The organism is Streptomyces sp. NPDC041205 (assembly GCF_055591765.1).
The window spans coordinates 1187276-1203818 of the sequence record NZ_JBVIZH010000003.1 but is presented as its reverse complement, the minus strand read 5'-3'; the positions used below and the strand labels follow the sequence as shown (position 1 = coordinate 1203818).

Here is a 16543-nt window from a genome sequence, read left to right as displayed (position 1 = left end):
CTCACCCCGGAGGCTGTGCCGAGGGAGGGCGCCAGTCCGGGTCAGGATGGAGATAAACCAGCCGAGTGGGCTTCTCCGGACCCAGCAGTGCGGTGAGGTCCTGGTTGGCGGACACTTCCTTGTCGGAGTCGTCCGGAAGGGGCAGGTGCAGCGCCCTGAGCAGGTCGAAACGGTGCAGGTCGAAGGCAGTCCTGATGAGGACCCCGTACAGGACGGCGGCCGTGACGGCGGAGCGGTACGCGAGCCACGACCCCAGCGCCAGCAGCGCCGGGACGATGAGCCACGGCATCCCATCGCGGCCGGACAGGGCGAACTTCACCAGGGTCAGCGGCACCAGGAGCCCCATGATCGCGCTGAAGCGCACCAGGAAGTCCAACTGGTCCCGCTGGTCGTCCACGGCCTCCCGGATCCGCGGCCCGAGCACACTGTGGAGGGCCGGCCACACGGCGACGGCGTCGAGTCCGTAGCGTTGGTGAGGGGCCTCCTCGGCGGCACGCAGCGCGTTGCCGAGGCGGGTCGGCAGGAGCTTGTCCGTCGCCGGGAACTCTTCGTTCATACGTGCAGTCGCGTACCGCTGTCGCCATTCCGGGACCAGGGCCCGTGTCTCCAGCCACGCTTCCCTGCGGTTCGTGGCCACCAGGTCGCGTTCACCGGGGCTTCCGCCAGTCGTAAGTTCTATCAGCCTCATGAGCCGTAGCCGCTGACGAGCCACCAGCAGCGTCGCCAGCCAGACCGGACAGTACGGGCGCCACGCCCAGTACCCCTCCAGCAGCCGCACCAGAGGCAGTTGAAGAGAGTGGGTGACCAAGGCGAGAGAGGCGATGGTCAGGGCCAGCAGCACCAAGCGGGTGCCGTTGAGATGGTCGATCGCGTCCTTCAGGTTGGCCCACTCCGGCGGCGCGCCGAGGGCGAACACGGCGAGGAAGACGGACACGAAGAAGGTGGACGGCAGGAGTCCCACAACCCGCATTCGGCTGAGCCCGCCGGTCAGCACCCCCGACAGGCCCTGCCAGATCACGGCTGCACCCCCGGAGGATCCGTGAGGACGTACCGTTTGTGGTGCGGCTTACAGACGGGGAAGTGCGGTTCGAAGCGATGCAGGATCCGGGTCGGCGGCAGGCCGCCATCGGCCGGGTCCGGGCACCGCACCCACGCCTCATAGAGATGCACGGGGCCGGGCAATCCGTCGTACAGCGGCACTCCGGCCTCCTGCCGCGCCGTGACCCGCGCCAGCGCGGCCTCGATGTCGGCCAGCCCATCTGTCACCTCCAGCGGCTCCAGTTGCTCGAAGGCCTCCAGCAGACGGGTGTGCGCCTCCACCAGATCACCGGCGGCTTCCTGCAACTCCGCGAGCGTGCACAGAACTCGTGCCTGCTGCTCGGGGAGGCCCATCCCCTGATACTCGGCCAGGCTCGCCCACAGCCAGGTGTCCGCGGCCTTCCGGTCGGGGCCGGCCATCGCCAGGCGTCCCAGGTGGTGCTCCATATTGGCCGTGCCCCACCTGTCCCCCGCCTGCCGATAGATCTCCAGCGCCTCCTCGTACAGCTGCCCGGCCTTCTCGTAGTCCCCCTGTGCCTCCGCGGCGGACGCCTGGCCCGAGACCAGGTGGCCGCGGACGGCCGTCGGGGTGTCCCGGGACGCCAGCTCCAGGCCATTGCGCCAGTGCAGTTCGGCCTCGATCAGAAAGCCCATCCGCGCGAACACCCGGCCCAGGTACTTCTCGGCGAGTGCCCTGCCGTGCCGGTGGTCCAGCCGCTCGAACTTGTCGTACGCCTTCTCGCTCCACAGCCGGGCCTCCTCGAAGCTGCCCTGCGCGAAGCGGACCCTGGCGAGCGGGAAGAGCGCGCACCACGCCTGCGCCTCCTCGTCGTCGATCCGGTCCGCCGCGTCGTAGGCCCACTCGCCCAGTTCGAACGCCTCGTTGTACAGGTGGCGGTGGTACAGGACGTCGTGAAGCGTGTCGCGGAAGCGCAGCACGGCGGGCCAGTCGCGCAGGCCGTAAGCCTGCCCGGCCGCCCAGAACTCGTTGGCGAGCTTGTCGGCCGAGACGCCCTGCTGGGTACTTCCCCCGGTGCCGGAATTGCGTTCCGCGAGGGTGAGGGCGTGAGCGACCGCCGCCCTGATCAGCTGCTGTGCCTTGTGCTGGCCGCAGCCGTAGAGGGATTCGAGCCGGACGCGTTGCGACACGTGCACCCGCCGCGCCCCGGGCTCCACCGCGACCAGACCGAGCACCTCCAGCCGGTGCAGGCACCGCAGGGTGTCCTCCGGGTCGCGGTGCAGCAGTTCGGCCATGTCGTCGAGGGCCAGGGGCTCGGGGAAGACCGCCGCGAACTCCAGCGCCGCACGTTCCGTGTCGGCCAGCCGGCTCATCGAGCGCCGTACGACACGGCGGATCAGCCCACCGCCGGCCTTGCCCTCGGACACGGCGAAGTCCTCGACCCGGGCGCCGTCGGCCAGCGCACCGGTGAACTGCCGCAGGGCGAACGCGTCGCCGGCCGCGCTCCTGAGGGTCTCCTGGAGCCGGTCCGGGCCGGGGACGCTCCCCCGGGACAGGCCGAGGTCCGCGGCAGTGTCGCGGACGAAGGTGTACGCGTCGCCGAGCGGGAGGGCGTCGAGCTGGATGTCGCAGCCCTGCTCATCGCAGTAACCGATCGGCACATGGCTGGTGGCCAGCACGGTGGTGGGCGCCGGAAACCGGTCGAGGAGATCGGCGGGTGTGAGTCCCCGCAGGTCGTCGATGTCGTCGATCACCAACAGATACCGCTGCTGGGCCAACGTGCCGCGCAACAGGTTCCACCGCTCGGTCGGCGAAGCCTGCAGCAGGCCGCGCACCCGCAGCCCGAAGGCGATCTGCCGGAAGAGTTCGTCTGCGGTCCACCCCATGTGCTGCCGGTTCGGGAAAGGCGCGGACAGCGGCGAGGACCGCCGGTACGCCCAGGCCACCCCCGCGATCCGGCCGGTCCGCTCCACACGCGTGAGGTAGCGCCGGGCGGCTTCGAGGATCAGGCTCGAACTGCCGTAGCCGGCCGGGCCACGCACCACGACGAGCCGCTCACCCCGCTCCAACGCCTCCCCGATGGCCCGCAGTTCGCCGTTGCGGCGGGGCAGCCGGGCGTACGGCGGCCAGGGCAGCCGCTCCACCAGGCTGTGTTGCGGCACCGGCACGACGGCGACCGGAAGCTCCTCGCCGCCGCGCTCGTCGGGCTCGGAGGCCGGCGCATCGGTGTAGAGCAGCCCGTCCTTGATGTTGCTGTAGAGCACGGGGGCGGCCCAGGACGTGTCATGCAGGGCACTCACGCTGAGCCGGTGCCGGGCACTGGTCATGGCCGCTTCGAGCCGCTCCCCGTTGATCAGCGCGTGGTAGAACTCGTACGAGAAGTCTGCCATCTGCCGGTCCGTGATCACCCGCTGCATGGCGACGGCCGCAGGCACCTCGGCCCGTAACGCCGCCTCGGCCACCCCGAGCAGCCGGTGCGGATCGCAGCCGCCGCCGTGTCCGCCGCCGCACGCGCAGGACAGGAAGAGCCGGAGCGCCGGGTCACGGAGAAGGATCTGACTGAGCGACTCGCCGTCCAGGTAGCTGGTCCGACCGCCCTCGTCCTCCAGGAGCAGGCAGTCGGTCCCGTCCTGTCGGCCACCGTGTCCGATGAAGTGGACGACGTCCCAGCCGCCGCCCATCTCCTCGTCGAGCTGGGGGACCGTCACATGTTCGACGACGCGCAGCTCGATCTTCGGCCCCAGCCCGCCGAGGGCGTCCTGGACACGGCGGACGATCCCGGCCGCGTCGAAGGGCGGCCGGTCGGCCGGTTCCGCCACCGCGACCAGGATCCGCAGGGGGTGCGGGAACTCCTGCCTCGTGCGCTCCGCCAGCAGATCGCTGCACCGCACGACGGGACGCAGCGGCGACAGCACGAAGGGATACGACGCCGGACCGGCCGCACAGATCAACTCCCAGGGCAATGAGCCGAGTTCGGGGTCGCGGATGTTCAGCCTGAGCCGCAGGGGCCGCTCCCGTCCGAGCGCTTGGACGGCCCAGTCCCACAGCGCCCGCAGACCACCGGGGAGCAGCGCGGCGAACAGCTCCTGGCCCAGCCATTTGACGTCCGCTTCCGAGGCCGTCCCCAGCTTGAAGCCGTCGAGACGGGCCACGAGACCGGGGTCGCGCAGCACGAGCTGCACGGGATCGCCCTGCCTCGGCCCGACCACCGCCTGAACCCATGTGTCATTGTTCCGGTCCCTGGTGACCATCAGGTCAAGGTCGGAATAAGACGCCGTCGCCATGACCGCCCCCCGATCCGGGCGGGGCTTCCCCAGGCCGATCGCCCGCGTATCGCCATTCAGCCCGAATCTTCAGTTTCGGGCGGCTTGGGCCGGCCCGCCATGGGCCGAACGGGACACGCTCCGGGCCCAGACGATGGGACGGTGCACTTCTGTGATGTACGGCGTGCTGAGGGACGCTGGGACGGCCCTCCCCCTCAGCCGGACTCCTCGCGCGGGGTGGTTTCGGGGGCGGACTCCTCCGCTTCGTCGGGCTCTGGCTCCGCTGTGGACATGCTGTTCTCCGAGGTGGTGCGGGCGCGCGGTACGAGCCGGGCTGCGGCCTCGGCGATGGCGAGGTCGGCCTCGGGTAGCAGGCTCGACCGCCGTGTGACGTTGGCGGAGTGGAGCATCTCGCCGTTCTCCTGGGTGAAGACGCGTCCGGTCTCCACCCAGGCAGTGCCCCATTCCTCGTGGTCCTTGTCCTGCTGCACGCGGTGCCGCTTGAGCGCCTGGACCGTGTCGGAGTCCAGCGCGATGGTCCGCGCGCCGGCATCGGTCTTGGGGTCGTCCTCGTACACCTCCCACCCGTCCACGACGAGTTGCTTGGCGACGGTGATGAGCCCGGCGTCCAGGTTGGTGTCGGTCCACTTCTGCCCGCACGCCTCGCCGCGCCGCAGTCCGCGGAACGCGATCAGGTGGAACACGTACAGGCGGCCCTCCGCGACGTGGTCGAGGAAGAGGCCGGTGTGCTCCGGCGTCCAGACCATCACCGGCGAGGGCTTCTCGCCGGTGCGCTTCAAGTGGAGGATGCGCTCCTCGATCCACACCAGCGCCTTGAGTTGCTTGCCCGCCTCCAACTCGACGTGGGCGGCCGGGCTGAAGGTGATCAGCTGCTGGGCGATCGCGGCGTTCAGCGCGGCCCTCAGTGTGGAGCGGACGCGCTGGCGCGTGGCCGGACCGACGAGGCGGCGGTAGGGCTCCATCTCGGCGATGGCCGCCTTCATTCGCCTTGCGGCGGGCGCGGGGCTCGCGCCCCTTCCAGGGAATCTGGACGAGGTCCTCGAACGCCTTGCGGCGGGCTGCGTTGCCTTCAGCGATCTCGACGTTGGCCTCAGCGATGGCTTCGAACATGTCCGACAGGTGGATGACTCCGAGGCGATCGAGTCGCAGGTGACCGATCCGCGATTCGAGGTGCACCCTGATGTTGCTCTCATCGCGGCTGATGGCACTCTGCCGCCCCTTCTTGCCCGCCAGCCACATGTCCAGCCACTCGCCTTCTCCACCAGCTCGGCAATCTGGGCCAGGCCCTCGGAGTCGTCGGACTCGGCGAGACCGAGGAGCGCGCGTATGTGGTCGAGGTCGGCCTGGGCCGCCTCGATGGACTCGTAGCCGACGCGACTGAAGGAGCGACGGGTGCCGTCCTCGCGCGGCGGGAGTTCCTGACGTATGGAATACGAGCCGTGCTTACGGCTGGAGAGCCTTTGGGGAAATTCTTGCCGAGCGGCCTGCTGCTCTTGGGGGCGCGGCAGTAGCAACAGCGGTGGGTGGAGTCCTTCAAAGATCAATCTCCTTGGTGGTGCCGGGGTCGGTTCCGGGTGGGTCGACTTCGGCGGCGTGGTGGGCGCGGAAGTAGCGCAGCATGTCGCCGTCCGCGCCAAGTGCGACGTTCTCCCCGGTGAACCAGCTCAGGGCGTTCAGGGTGGGTACGGGGTGCTGAAGTGGGAGCCGCTGCACGTAGCCGACGGGGTAGATGAGGCAGACAAGGGACGTGTTCAGGGCCTCGGCCAGGACCATGACGTCGATCAGGGGCAGAGTGGAGCGCCGTCCGGACTCCATGCTGGCGATGACACTTCGGGGGACGGGATGACCGATCTCCTCACACTTGTCGGCCAAGTCCTGCGCGCTCCAACCCAGTTCCTTCCATCGCCTGCGGACCTCGGCGGCCACGGGGGCCGTGACCTGGAGACGGGCGCGGTCGTCGTGTTAGCCGAGGGCTCAGTCATGAATGGAGCGCTGCCTGTGCGACGACGAGATCACCCACCTGCCGAAGGGCATGACTCAGGAGGAACTGTTGCCCCTTCCGGTCGCCGTTGACCTGGAGGCAGAGAACCGGGCACCGGGGCTGGGCAGAGCAAGGGGTACGAGCTCGCGAGGCGCGGCCAGTACCCGTGCAAGGTGTTGCGCCTGAGCAACGCCTACCGGGCGGTGACCGCGGATCTGCTGACCATCCTGGGGATAGCCGCGTAAGCGGAGCACTGCATAGCAGACGCTTCTGCGCTGAGCTGACACAGAAATGCTGGACTGTGGTCAAGCGTGGACGTACTGTCCGTGTCCCTCGCTGTGGCCGAGTGCCCGCGAGAACGAAGCGGGCCTCCGGCGGTGCCACGCCGGAGGCCCTCAACTCCCCTACATCCCTGATGTGCACCAACCCGGCGGCAAGGGTGTGCCAGCCCGCCACCGCCAGACGCCTGTTCTGGCACCCCGCCCCGGCACCGACTCCGCCGACGGCATCTGGGCCCTCTACGGCTTCACCGGCACCGGCATGTGGATCTCACTCGGTCAACAGCAGTGGGCCGTATTGCTGACCAACAAGCTCGACTACACCCGCGACCGCCAGCCCCTGACGGACTCCGCAACGCCGTCCGTGGGCTTGCCTTCGACTGGGACGGCAGCCCCGCAGCGAGCGGGTTCATCCTGCGCGGTCAGCCCTGTACGCCGACACACCGGGCGTTGTCGTCCGAGCGGGAGAGGAGAACGCCTTCAGGACCTGGGTCCGGCACACGGCCCTGACCAGGACCAGGGTCCTGGTCAGGGATCGGTCCCTGGTGCCTGCCCGGGGCTGGGAGCCGCTGCGAGAATGGTCCGCGGACGCTCGCTCCTCCGGGATCGCAGGCCTCCGTGAGAACGGCTCACGAACGTCGGCCGCGGTAGACCGGCGAAGGCCGGGATCGACCGGCCATGGAAAGGACCACCACCAGTATGTCGACGCACTACCGGCCCCTGCCGCCGTCACCGAGAGTCGGCGGCCCGCCCTGGACCGCCAGTGACGCGCTGGTGGCTGTCGGGGCGGCCGTCGTCGACCTCCTCGCCTACACGGTCGACGGCCCGGACCGCGGCCAGCCCGTCTCCCTGGCCGCGTTGGTCCTGCTGGTACTGGCGGCCGTACCGCTGCTCATCAGGCGCCGCTACCCGCTGGCGTCACTGACGGGTGTGCTGATCCTCGGCTTGGCGCTGAACCTGAGTGGGCCGATACCACACCACTTCAACGGCACGCTCTGCGTCGCGATGTTCGCCGTGGCCCGGTACCGCGGTCTCGCGGTGGCGGTGCCGGCCGCCCTCGTGGCGGCTGCCGCGGCGCTGCTGGGCCGGGGACATCCGCTGCCCCCGCCGGTCGCGGACATGGCGAGCAACATGATCGCCGCGGCGCTGGTCATCGCTGCGGCCGAGGCACTGAAGCGCTGGCAGCACGCGGCGGCGGTCCGGCGCAAGCTGCTGGCCGACCGTGCGGTGGCCCAGGAACGCCGCCGCATCGCACGGGAGCTGCACGACATCGTCGCCCACCACATCACCACCATGCAGCTGATGGCCGGGGGTGCCAAGGCCAACCTCGAGGGCGACACCGAGGTGGTGCGCGACGCCCTGGTCACCTTGGAGGGCTCCGGGCGCATAGCGCTGCGAGAGATGCGCCAACTGCTCGACGTGCTCCGGGCCGACGACGAACCGGAGGAGGCGCCGTCCGCGCCGCAACCCGGTGTCGGGAGCCTCGGACAGCTCGTCGACGAATCCCGGCAGGCCGGCCTGCCCGTCGACTTCGCCGTCCTCGGGAAGGAACGCCCGCTGCCACCGAGCACCGGCCTGGCGGTGTTCCGGATCGTCCAGGAGTCCCTCACCAACACCCGCAAGCACGCCGGCCGGGCCCAGGCGCGGGTGCGGCTGACGTACTTTCCGGACCGGATCACCGTCGAGGTGTCCGACGACGGCACGGCCGCACCGGCCGACACCCTGGTGGGTGCCCTGGCAGGGGCGGGCGGTGTGGGTGGGCCGAGGGCGCGCCGCACCGGGTACGGTCTGATCGGCATGCGCGAGCGCGTCGCGCTGCAGGGCGGCAGCATGGTGGCCGGCGGCCTCGACGGCGGTGGCTTCCGGGTGGCGGCCACCCTGCCAGTGGCGCCGGTCGGCGGAGAGGAGCAGCTCGAATGACGGGACCCTCGGAACGGATCCGGGTGCTGATCGCGGACGACCAGCCGCTCGTGCGGCGGGGTGTGGCCCTGACCCTGACCCCCGATCCGGCGCTCGACGTGGTGGCCGAGGCGGACAACGGGCAGCGGGCGGTCGAGCTCGCGCACCAGCACCGGCCCCACGTCGTGGTGATGGACATCCGGATGCCGGTTCTCGACGGCGTCCAGGCGACGGAGCGGCTCGCGCGGGAGCTGCCCGCATGCCGAGTCCTGGCGCTGAGCACCTTCGACATGGACGAGTACGTGGTCGCCGCTCTGCGCGCCGGCGCCTCCGGGTTCCTGCCCAAGGACGTCTCCCCGGAGGAGCTTGTGGCGGCCGTGCGCACCGTGCACACCGGGGAGGCGGCCGTGGCGCCCCGCCTGCTCACCCGGCTGATCTCCGCCTATGTCACCGCGCCCCGCCGTCCGCAGCCGCCGTCGCGGGTGTCCAGCGCGGACGAACTGACGCCCCGCGAGGTCGAGGTGTGGCACCTGCTGGCCACCGGCCTCGACAACGCCGAGATCGCGTTGGCGATGGACATCAGCGTCTCCACGGTCAAGAACCACATCACCAGCATCTTTGCCAAGCTGAGTGTCCGCGACCGTGCCCAGGCGGTGATCGCGGCCTACGAGTCGGGCCTGGTCGAGGTCGGGTCGGCGAACTCGGCGGGCTGAACCTGGCCGTCACTGGCCGACACGAGGCAGCCAGCAGGAACCCGGATGGCCGCTGTGCCTCGCGGACTGATCGCGGCTCCCGTGGACGGGAGCCGCGATCACTCCGCTCGATGTCGGGCTCCGCACAGGCAGGGGCCGTCCGCAGGGGGAATCAGTGGCAGAGCGCCGCGTCGAGCACATCTGCCATGTGCTGTGCGCCGCCCTCGTCCGGGACGGCGGTGACCGTGATGGTGGCGGCGCGGCCGTCGTCGGTGACACCGCCGCGGGAGCGGTAGCCGGGCGAGGTGCCGCCGTGGCCCCAAGAGAGGCCGCCGCAGGAAACGGGCTTGCTCTGCAGCCCCAGTCCGTAGCGGATCCCCCGGCCCAGGGAATCGGCTTCGACGGTGGTGCGCATCGCGGCGAGCTGTGCTGGGGCCAGGAGACTGCCGCCGATGAGCGCGGTGAAGAAGGAGTTGAGGTCGGTGTTGGTGGTGACGATCGCCCCGGCCGCCCAGGCCATCGAGGCGTCCATCTCGGTGTAGTCGATCCCAGGAGCGTTCGGCGTGCCGCGGAAGTAGCCCTTGGGGTGGGCCTCGTGGATGGTGGTGTCGCCGGGAGCGGGGAAGTAGGTGTGGCGCGGGCCGATGGGGTCGATGACGTGCGCAGCAGGCCCGGCAGATAGGTCCCAACAGGCGCGCCTAGGCGGATCTTTCCTTCGGCAACGACTTGCAGGACGACGACGGTGAAGGTCTTGGTGTTGCTGCCTGCGCGCACCTGGCCGTCGACAGGGACCTTGGCTCCGGTGGCGAGGTCGCCGACACCGGCAGTGTAGGTGCGGGTGCGGCCGTCGCGACCCTTGACGCTGGCCAGCGCGGCGGGCAGGCCGTCGTCGTTCACCAGCGCGTTCAGGCTCGACTGGGCGGTGTCCGGCCTGCCGCCCGCGAACGCCGCGGTCGGTGCCGGCACTCCGGCCGTCACGACCCCGGCTGCCATGAGCGCCACCACCCCGCGCCGACCGCGGCAGGAGTGTGAGAAGCGACTGTGCGGTGCGCATTCGTGCGCGAAAGAACCCCTCTGCTGGATGGCCCCGGTGATCCCCAGCTGTCGTCCAAAGGACCATTCAGGGCACGGGAATTCATCCGCTCCCAGGACGAGTCCGCCCCCAGGAGCGGACTCCTGGAAATGGTCCTCAGCCAGGACCGTGCTCCCGGATGAGGACCATTTCCCGTCCAAATGCGCCACGCGAGTCAACTCCCGTGCGTCCGGACGTGGTCCCTCCCTGCAACCACGGATCACCGCGTCACCACGAGCTTCACGAGGGGCGCACGGGCCGGGTGAGTGCCGCGACCGCGGCACGGCACGCTCAATCGCAAAGGAGCACGTCATGGCAGTACGTCGACGAGTGCGCACCGGGATGGTGGGGCTCGCCGCAGCGGCGGTGGCCGCTACCGCGTTCACGTTCCCCGCACACGCCGAGCCCAGGAAGGGGCACGCGGCGACCCAGCGTGCGATGGACGCCATGGTGACCGACGGGGTCCCCGGGATCACGGCCGCGGCAGTGGACAAGGGCGAGGCCTGGCGGGGAACTTCGGGCGTGGGCAACCTGAAGACGGGCACGCCGCGCGACGCCGCCGACCGGTTCCGGATCGGCAGCATCACCAAGACGTTCGTGGCGACCGTGCTGCTGCAGATGGAGGCCGAGGGCAGACTCGACCTCGACGACACCGTGGAGCGCTGGCTTCCCGGCCTCGTACGAGGCAACGGCAACGACGGCCGCGGGATCACCGTGCGCCAACTCCTCAACCACACCAGTGGGCTCTTCAACTACACCAGCGACCCGGAGTTCGCGCACGACACTCTGCTGGAGGGCTTTCCCACACACCGCTACGACACCCACACACCGCGGGAACTGATACGGGTGGCGCTGTCGCACAAGCCGGACTTCACGCCCGGCACCAGGCACTCGTACTCCAACACCGGTTACATCCTGGCCGGGTTGATCATCGAGAAGGTCAGCGGCAACAGCTACCAGCACGAGATCCGTGAGCGCGTCATCAACCCGCTCGGCCTGCGGACCACCCGTATCCCGGGCGCCGATCCCTTCCTGCCGAAGCCGAGCAGCCGGGCGTATTCGAAGCTGAGCAAGGATCCCGCCGCGACAAGGATCCACGACGTCACCGAGAACAACATGTCCTGGGCCTGGGCAGCAGGCGAGGGCATCTCCACGACCGGCGACCTCAACCGGTTCTTCAGCGCCCTGATGCGCGGCAAGCTGCTGCCCAAGAAGCAACTCGCCGACATGCAGACGACGGTGCCCACGCCCGACGACCCCTACTACTCCGGCTACGGCCTCGGGCTGTACAGCGTCAGGACGAGTTGCCACGCGAAGCTGTGGAGCCACAGCGGTGGCACCCCCGGCTCCATCACGGAGGCCGTGTCCACTCCGGACGGCCGCCACACCCTCACGTACAACGCCAACGGCGACTGGAGCGCGAAGGGCGACGTGGTCGACGCGGAGTTCTGCGGCGCGGTCGGCAAGGGGAAGCGGGGGGAGCGTCCTGCGCCGCGGCTGTGAAGTGCCGCCAGGAGCGGTGACATGAGGGCCCCGACAGTGCACGGGAGCTGTTCCTCCGGGTACGGCTGATGTTCGCTCCGGGGCACGATCGACGGCGGGCGCGGGCCGGTTCGGATGCAGGTGACCGAGCGGGCCCGTGCCCGTCGCGACTTCCCGGCGTTGACCAGATGGATGACCAGGGGCGGGGCACCGCGCGCTCGGTGTGCCTCTGCGGTCGTCCGGAGCACCCGCCAGATCCTCGTCCCGGACGACGACCCGGCGAGCCAGAGGTGCTTGCCCCGAAGCTGATCCCGGCCGGGCGCCCCGACGTCTGCCTCGTCTTCCAGACCGGCATCAAGGGGAACATCGGCCATGCCCCCGATGGAGGACTTCGTGAAGCACTACGCCAAGGGTCCGGTCCACACCGAGCTGAGCTTCGTCGAGGGCGGTAGGCACAACGCCAAGACGTACGTGCCCCACACGGAGGGGGTCGGGCTCATCCAGTAGACCGTTGGGCCGTGCCTCAGGGCGAACTGGGAGGTCGCTCCCAGGAAGGCATTGGGAGTCCGTTCCCAGGCAGACCGGGGTCTGATCAGGGTGATCCCTGATGGGCAGCAGCGTCTGTATCCAGCAGAGTTGATCTCGCCGCTAAGGCCCGTCACCCCCACTCTGGAGGAACCTTGATGCGTAAACGTCTCGCCCTGACCACCCTTGCCCTGGCCACCGCTGTCGCCGCCGGTACAGCGGCACCCGCAAGCGCCGCCGGGCCGGACCCCGTGCGACAGGGTCTTGAGACGCTGGTGCAATCGGATCACGCACCCGGCGCGCTGGCGAGTGTGCTGGACGGCAAGGGGAAGTTCCGTACCTATACCGCGGGGGTGGGAGACCGGGACACACACGCGAAGATGCCCCGCAACGCCCAGGTGCGGATCGGCAGCGTCACCAAGACGTTCACCGCGGCGGTCGTGCTGCAACTGGTCGGCGAGGGCAAGATCGGCCTCGACAAGCCGGTCGACAAGTATCTGCCGGGACTCGTCCGGGGCGAGGGGATCGACGGGAACCGCATCACGGTGCGCCAGCTCCTGCAGCACACCAGCGGACTGCCCGACTACGAAGACGAAGTCACCAGCGACATCCTGGAGCGCCGCTACCTCTCGCCCCGCGACGCCCTCGACATCGCCCTCAAGCACAAGGCCGTCTTCAAACCCGGCAAGAAATGGTCGTACAGCAACACCAACTACCTGGTGGCCGGCCTGATCATAGAGAGGGTCACCGGACGGCCCCTCGCCCAGCAGATCGACAAGCGCGTCATCCAGAAGCTGGGGCTGCGCCACACCTACTTCCCCGCCCCCGGCGAGACGACCATCCGGGAACGCCACCCCCAGGGCTACCGCCCGGAGCCCGAGGGCGCGCCCGCGCGCAACGTCACCGAGATCGACCCCTCCGCGGCCTGGGCGGCAGGCGCGATGGTCTCCACCAACTCCGACCTCAACCGGTTCTTCTCCGCCCTGCTCAAGGACGACGGCAACCCTCTCCTCAAGCAGGCCCAGCGCAAGCAGATGCGCACCACCGTCGTCATGAAGAAGGGGAACTCCCGCAACGCCATGGGACTGGGGATCATGCGGGTCCAGCAGTCGGACAAGTGCGCCTTCTGGGGCCACAGCGGCGGCATCCCCGGCTTCGGGACCTGGGCTGCGGCCACCGACGACGGCCGCGCCGCCAGCGTCACGATGAACCTTGAACCGAAGACCGGCGAAGCCGTAGGGCACCTTGAGGAGACCGTGGCAGCGGGTCTGTGCCGACGCTGAACCACACTGCGCGTTCGAAAGGGAGGTGAGCTCACTCATGGCCCGTCCCTTTCGAACGCGGCTCTCCACGACCGGCTACACCCCCAGCGCGAAGACACCAGAAGCCGACAAGCGTCTCCTGAGACTTACACCGCCACGTCAAGCGCCTCCTGACGACGAACCGTCAAAGATCTCTGGGATCCACCGGCCGTTGTCCTCCTGGTCCCGCCTATCGACCAGCTTGTTCAGTTCGGCCGGCGAGGCGGCTCGCGCTCGGAGACGGGGCCGAGGTGGTGGAGTGCACGGCAGGCGTGGAGGAAGCTGGGTGCCATCAAGATGTCCGCCCGTGCTGTGCGACGATCGTGGCGTGAACGATCTACGTTTCCGTCTCGCCGACGACGCCGACCTTGCCGCTGTCGTCCGGCTCCGTGACGACGCTGCTCGCTGGATGATCGCCCAGGGCATCACTGGCCAGTGGCAGCCCGGCGAGTTGGGCGAGGACCACTTCCGCCGGATCGTGGAGAGCGGGGAGGTGTGGCTCGCGGAGGCGGCTGATCGTGTGGTCGGTGCCTGGGAGTTGTGGTGGGAGGACGAGGATGCCTGGGGGCCGCAGCCTCCGACGGCCGGCTACGTACACAGGCTGATGGTGGACCACAGCCGGGTTCCGCCCGGGACCGGGCAGCACCTTCTGCGCGTCGCGGAACGCCGCGTGGCCGAGGCCGGCCGGCCGCTTGTACGTCTGGACTGCCTGGCCGGCAACGCCCGCCTGAGTGCGTACTACCTCAATGCCGGCTACCAGGTTGTCGGTCACAAGGAGGGCAAACCGCAGCCGGGCGGTACGACGAAGTCGTTCACGCTCCTCGAAAAGTCCGTCCGGGACGTGAGAGGGCAGGAGTCGCCAACCAGGGTCGGCCACTCGCACTCGTGAACACCCGGCATCCACGGGATGGAGCTCGCCCGTCATATGTCGAGGCGAACAGGTCGGAGAGGACGACGACTGCGGTTCTGGTGGACAGGGTCCGCTGTCCGTCTCAGGCCGCGAATCCCACGTTGGTCACGTACTCGTACTGCCCCCACTGGCTTCCCAGGTCCACGATCTTTTCCCCCCACGCGTCGTCCATCGCCTCGTCGTCCGCGTCCGTCCACGCTCGCACCAGGGCATCCCACTGGCGGACATTCAAACTTCGGAACTCCACCACCCGCTGACGCGGCCTGGGCACCTGGGACTGATTCAGCGGGTGAATCTCCACGCGCGTCCCCCGGCCTTCCGCGTTCAGACGCCGCAGCAGATACCGGGCCACGTTCTGCCGCCGCACCATGCGGTAGGCGACCTCAATGCGCTCAAGGTTCCTCTTCGAAGGCCTGCGCCTGCCCTCCAGCCAGCTCTTGAGCGTGCGATCGGCCACCGTCAGGCCAGCAGTTCGTGCCGCCTGGCGCGCATGGTCACTGCGCGTGAGGTAATGCAGCCTCGCCAGCAGACCTCGGCGAGACGTCACGGGCGTAGTGAAATAACCGGCGAGAGCATCGAGCTGACGTGCGACGGCCTCATGCCCTTTGATGCCACGAGCCCCGTACTTCCCGAAATCGCGAACCCTCTCCGGCACCCCAAAACCTCCCGCACAACAATTCAATCACCCAGCAGACACGCTATCCATAATACCCCAACTCCCGCCACCACGCGCGCAATTCTGCGCCCATCCGAGTATCCCCACATAACAGCCCGGACCGGTGAGGAATTTCATCCCGACACCATGGGAGCAGCGATGACCTGAATGCCAGCTGCTCGCTTCTTTCCTGGGCCGATGGCCGGAGCCCGACGAATGGGCGTCCGGCCATCATTGTTTTCCGTCCTCGCCGGCCGTCTGCCTGTCGCGACCGTGGGCCGCTCGTTACCCGAACTGGCCCGGCTGGTAATCGCCCGCGGGCTGCTGGATGATCACGTTCAAGCGGTTCAGGGCGTTCATCAGCGTGATCGCCGACACCAAGGCGACGAGCTGATCCTCGTCGTAGTGCTGGGCCGCGTCCGCCCAGGCCGCATCGCTGACACCACCCGCGGCGTCCGCGATCCGGGTGCCCTGCTCCGCCAGTTCCAGAGCGGCACGCTCGGCCTCGGAGAAGACCGTCGCCTCCCGCCAGGTCGCAACCAGATTCAGACGCACCGGAGTCTCCCCGGCGTGAGCGGCGTCCTTGGTGTGCATGTCGGCGCAGAACCCACAGCCGTTGATCTGGCTGATCCGCAGCGCCATCAGTTCCATCGTCGCCTTCGGCAGCGACGTGGCCAGCAGCGCCTGGCCCGCCGACGCGAGGTACTTCACGTGCTTGGCGCCAATCGCATTGCCATGGAAATCAATACGGGCCTTCATCATCATCTCCCCATCTCGGGCCTGACCGCTCCCCCACGGGAACGGAACGGCTGGTCGCGGGACCGTGTGCGTCCCTGTACATCCGACGAGGCAGCCCCGCCGGATGTCAGGCCAGCGAGCAAAGACCCGGTCTGCGGGGCCACCTCGAACGGACGACGGCGACAGCGACAGGGGTCGAGGTGATGGCGCCGTGGGAGACCTCGATGAGCCAGGAGCTCAGCGCCCGGCTCGCTCCCAGGTCCGACCGGCCGGTTCCTTGATGGTGCGGTTGATCCGGTTGAAGAAGTTCGTCAGCGCGATCTCCAGGTTGATCGCGCCGAACTGCTCTTCTGCGAAGTGGGCGTCGACCTCTTCCCAGATCTCGTCGGTGACTCCCTCCGCGCCGTCCTGAAGCCGGGTGGCGGCCTCCGCCAGTGCCAGCGCCGCGCGCTCCGCGTCGGTGTAGAACGGCGCCTCGCGCCACGCCGCCACGCTGTGCAGTCGCTCGTCGGTCTCTCCGGCCCTCCTCCCTCCGGTGGCGGCGGCGTGGACGCACGGCGAGCAGCTGTTGATCTGGCTGACGCGCAGGTGGACCAGCGTGAGCAGCTTCGAGTCGACGCCCCCGGCCGCGATCGCCTTCTGGAGGTGCTGGATCCCGGTCCATACGTCGGGGTTGTTCGTGTTCTTGTTCTTGAGCCGGTTCTCCACGTGAGGGTGCTCTCCTTGATC

Annotated in this window: 12 protein-coding genes and 5 pseudogenes; 8 read left to right on the top strand and 9 right to left on the bottom strand. The window is 69.2% G+C overall.

Annotated features, from left to right (window positions below; all coding sequences use genetic code 11):
• Position 1: 1 nt before the first annotated feature.
• The 4 genes and pseudogenes from ACZ6BG_RS19260 to ACZ6BG_RS19245 all read right to left on the bottom strand — a co-directional run.
• A complete protein-coding gene (locus ACZ6BG_RS19260) occupies positions 2-1018 on the bottom strand; it encodes a hypothetical protein (protein WP_469002663.1) in 1017 nt (338 codons plus the stop codon).
• Positions 1015-4179, bottom strand: coding sequence for a CHAT domain-containing protein (locus ACZ6BG_RS19255; protein ID WP_469002660.1), 3165 nt, complete (start codon positions 4177-4179; stop codon positions 1015-1017). Before ACZ6BG_RS19255 ends, ACZ6BG_RS19260 begins: the two co-directional genes overlap by 4 nt.
• A gap of 467 nt (positions 4180-4646) precedes the next feature.
• Positions 4647-5818: pseudogene (locus ACZ6BG_RS19250) on the bottom strand (site-specific integrase); the annotation flags it as partial.
• Positions 5819-5865: 47 nt separating this feature from the next.
• Positions 5866-6207 (bottom strand): annotated as a pseudogene (locus tag ACZ6BG_RS19245) (helix-turn-helix domain-containing protein); the annotation flags it as partial.
• Between the two features lie 54 nt (positions 6208-6261).
• Here ACZ6BG_RS19245 and ACZ6BG_RS19240 point away from each other — a divergent pair.
• From ACZ6BG_RS19240 to ACZ6BG_RS19225, 4 genes and pseudogenes are all read left to right on the top strand, one after another.
• Positions 6262-6507 (top strand): annotated as a pseudogene (locus ACZ6BG_RS19240) (hypothetical protein).
• A gap of 215 nt (positions 6508-6722) precedes the next feature.
• Positions 6723-6918, top strand: a pseudogene (locus ACZ6BG_RS19235) (serine hydrolase domain-containing protein); the annotation flags it as partial.
• Between the two features lie 300 nt (positions 6919-7218).
• Positions 7219-8460, top strand: a complete 1242-nt coding sequence (locus ACZ6BG_RS19230) for a sensor histidine kinase (protein ID WP_469002658.1) — start codon at positions 7219-7221, stop codon at positions 8458-8460.
• Positions 8457-9152 (top strand): response regulator, encoded by a 696-nt coding sequence (locus ACZ6BG_RS19225; RefSeq protein WP_469002656.1) that lies wholly within the window; start codon positions 8457-8459, stop codon positions 9150-9152. Before ACZ6BG_RS19230 ends, ACZ6BG_RS19225 begins: the two co-directional genes overlap by 4 nt.
• A 151-nt stretch (positions 9153-9303) precedes the next feature.
• Here the strand turns inward: ACZ6BG_RS19225 and ACZ6BG_RS19220 are convergent, their stop codons facing one another.
• Both ACZ6BG_RS19220 and ACZ6BG_RS19215 read right to left on the bottom strand, forming a co-directional pair.
• The gene (locus ACZ6BG_RS19220; protein ID WP_469003011.1) at positions 9304-9732 is read right to left on the bottom strand and encodes a serine hydrolase; all 429 of its coding nucleotides are present in this window, start codon (positions 9730-9732) and stop codon (positions 9304-9306) included.
• 72 nt (positions 9733-9804) lie between these two features.
• Positions 9805-10124 (bottom strand): annotated as a pseudogene (locus ACZ6BG_RS19215) (serine hydrolase); the annotation flags it as partial.
• 391 nt (positions 10125-10515) lie between these two features.
• Between ACZ6BG_RS19215 and ACZ6BG_RS19210 the strand changes: the two are divergent.
• The 4 genes from ACZ6BG_RS19210 to ACZ6BG_RS19195 all read left to right on the top strand — a co-directional run bounded on the left by ACZ6BG_RS19210 (position 10516) and on the right by ACZ6BG_RS19195 (position 14400).
• Positions 10516-11706, top strand: a complete 1191-nt coding sequence (locus ACZ6BG_RS19210; RefSeq protein ID WP_469002654.1) for a serine hydrolase domain-containing protein — start codon at positions 10516-10518, stop codon at positions 11704-11706.
• A 351-nt stretch (positions 11707-12057) separates the two neighbouring features.
• Complete coding sequence (locus ACZ6BG_RS19205) at positions 12058-12192, top strand: hypothetical protein (RefSeq protein WP_469002651.1); 135 nt, start codon at positions 12058-12060, stop codon at positions 12190-12192.
• Between the two features lie 176 nt (positions 12193-12368).
• On the top strand, positions 12369-13493 hold the full coding sequence (locus ACZ6BG_RS19200) for a serine hydrolase domain-containing protein (RefSeq protein ID WP_469002649.1): 1125 nt from the start codon (positions 12369-12371) through the stop codon (positions 13491-13493).
• 346 nt (positions 13494-13839) lie between these two features.
• A complete protein-coding gene (locus ACZ6BG_RS19195) occupies positions 13840-14400 on the top strand; it encodes a GNAT family N-acetyltransferase (protein WP_469002647.1) in 561 nt (186 codons plus the stop codon).
• A 103-nt stretch (positions 14401-14503) separates the two neighbouring features.
• On the opposite strand, the gene ACZ6BG_RS19190 is transcribed toward ACZ6BG_RS19195, so the two are convergent.
• From ACZ6BG_RS19190 to ACZ6BG_RS19180, 3 genes are all read right to left on the bottom strand, one after another.
• Complete coding sequence (locus ACZ6BG_RS19190) at positions 14504-15076, bottom strand: transcriptional regulator (protein ID WP_469002645.1); 573 nt, start codon at positions 15074-15076, stop codon at positions 14504-14506.
• Between the two features lie 285 nt (positions 15077-15361).
• Positions 15362-15835, bottom strand: coding sequence for a carboxymuconolactone decarboxylase family protein (locus ACZ6BG_RS19185; protein WP_468462414.1), 474 nt, complete (start codon positions 15833-15835; stop codon positions 15362-15364).
• Between the two features lie 216 nt (positions 15836-16051).
• A complete protein-coding gene (locus ACZ6BG_RS19180; RefSeq protein ID WP_469002643.1) occupies positions 16052-16522 on the bottom strand; it encodes a carboxymuconolactone decarboxylase family protein in 471 nt (156 codons plus the stop codon).
• Positions 16523-16543: the final 21 nt, after the last annotated feature.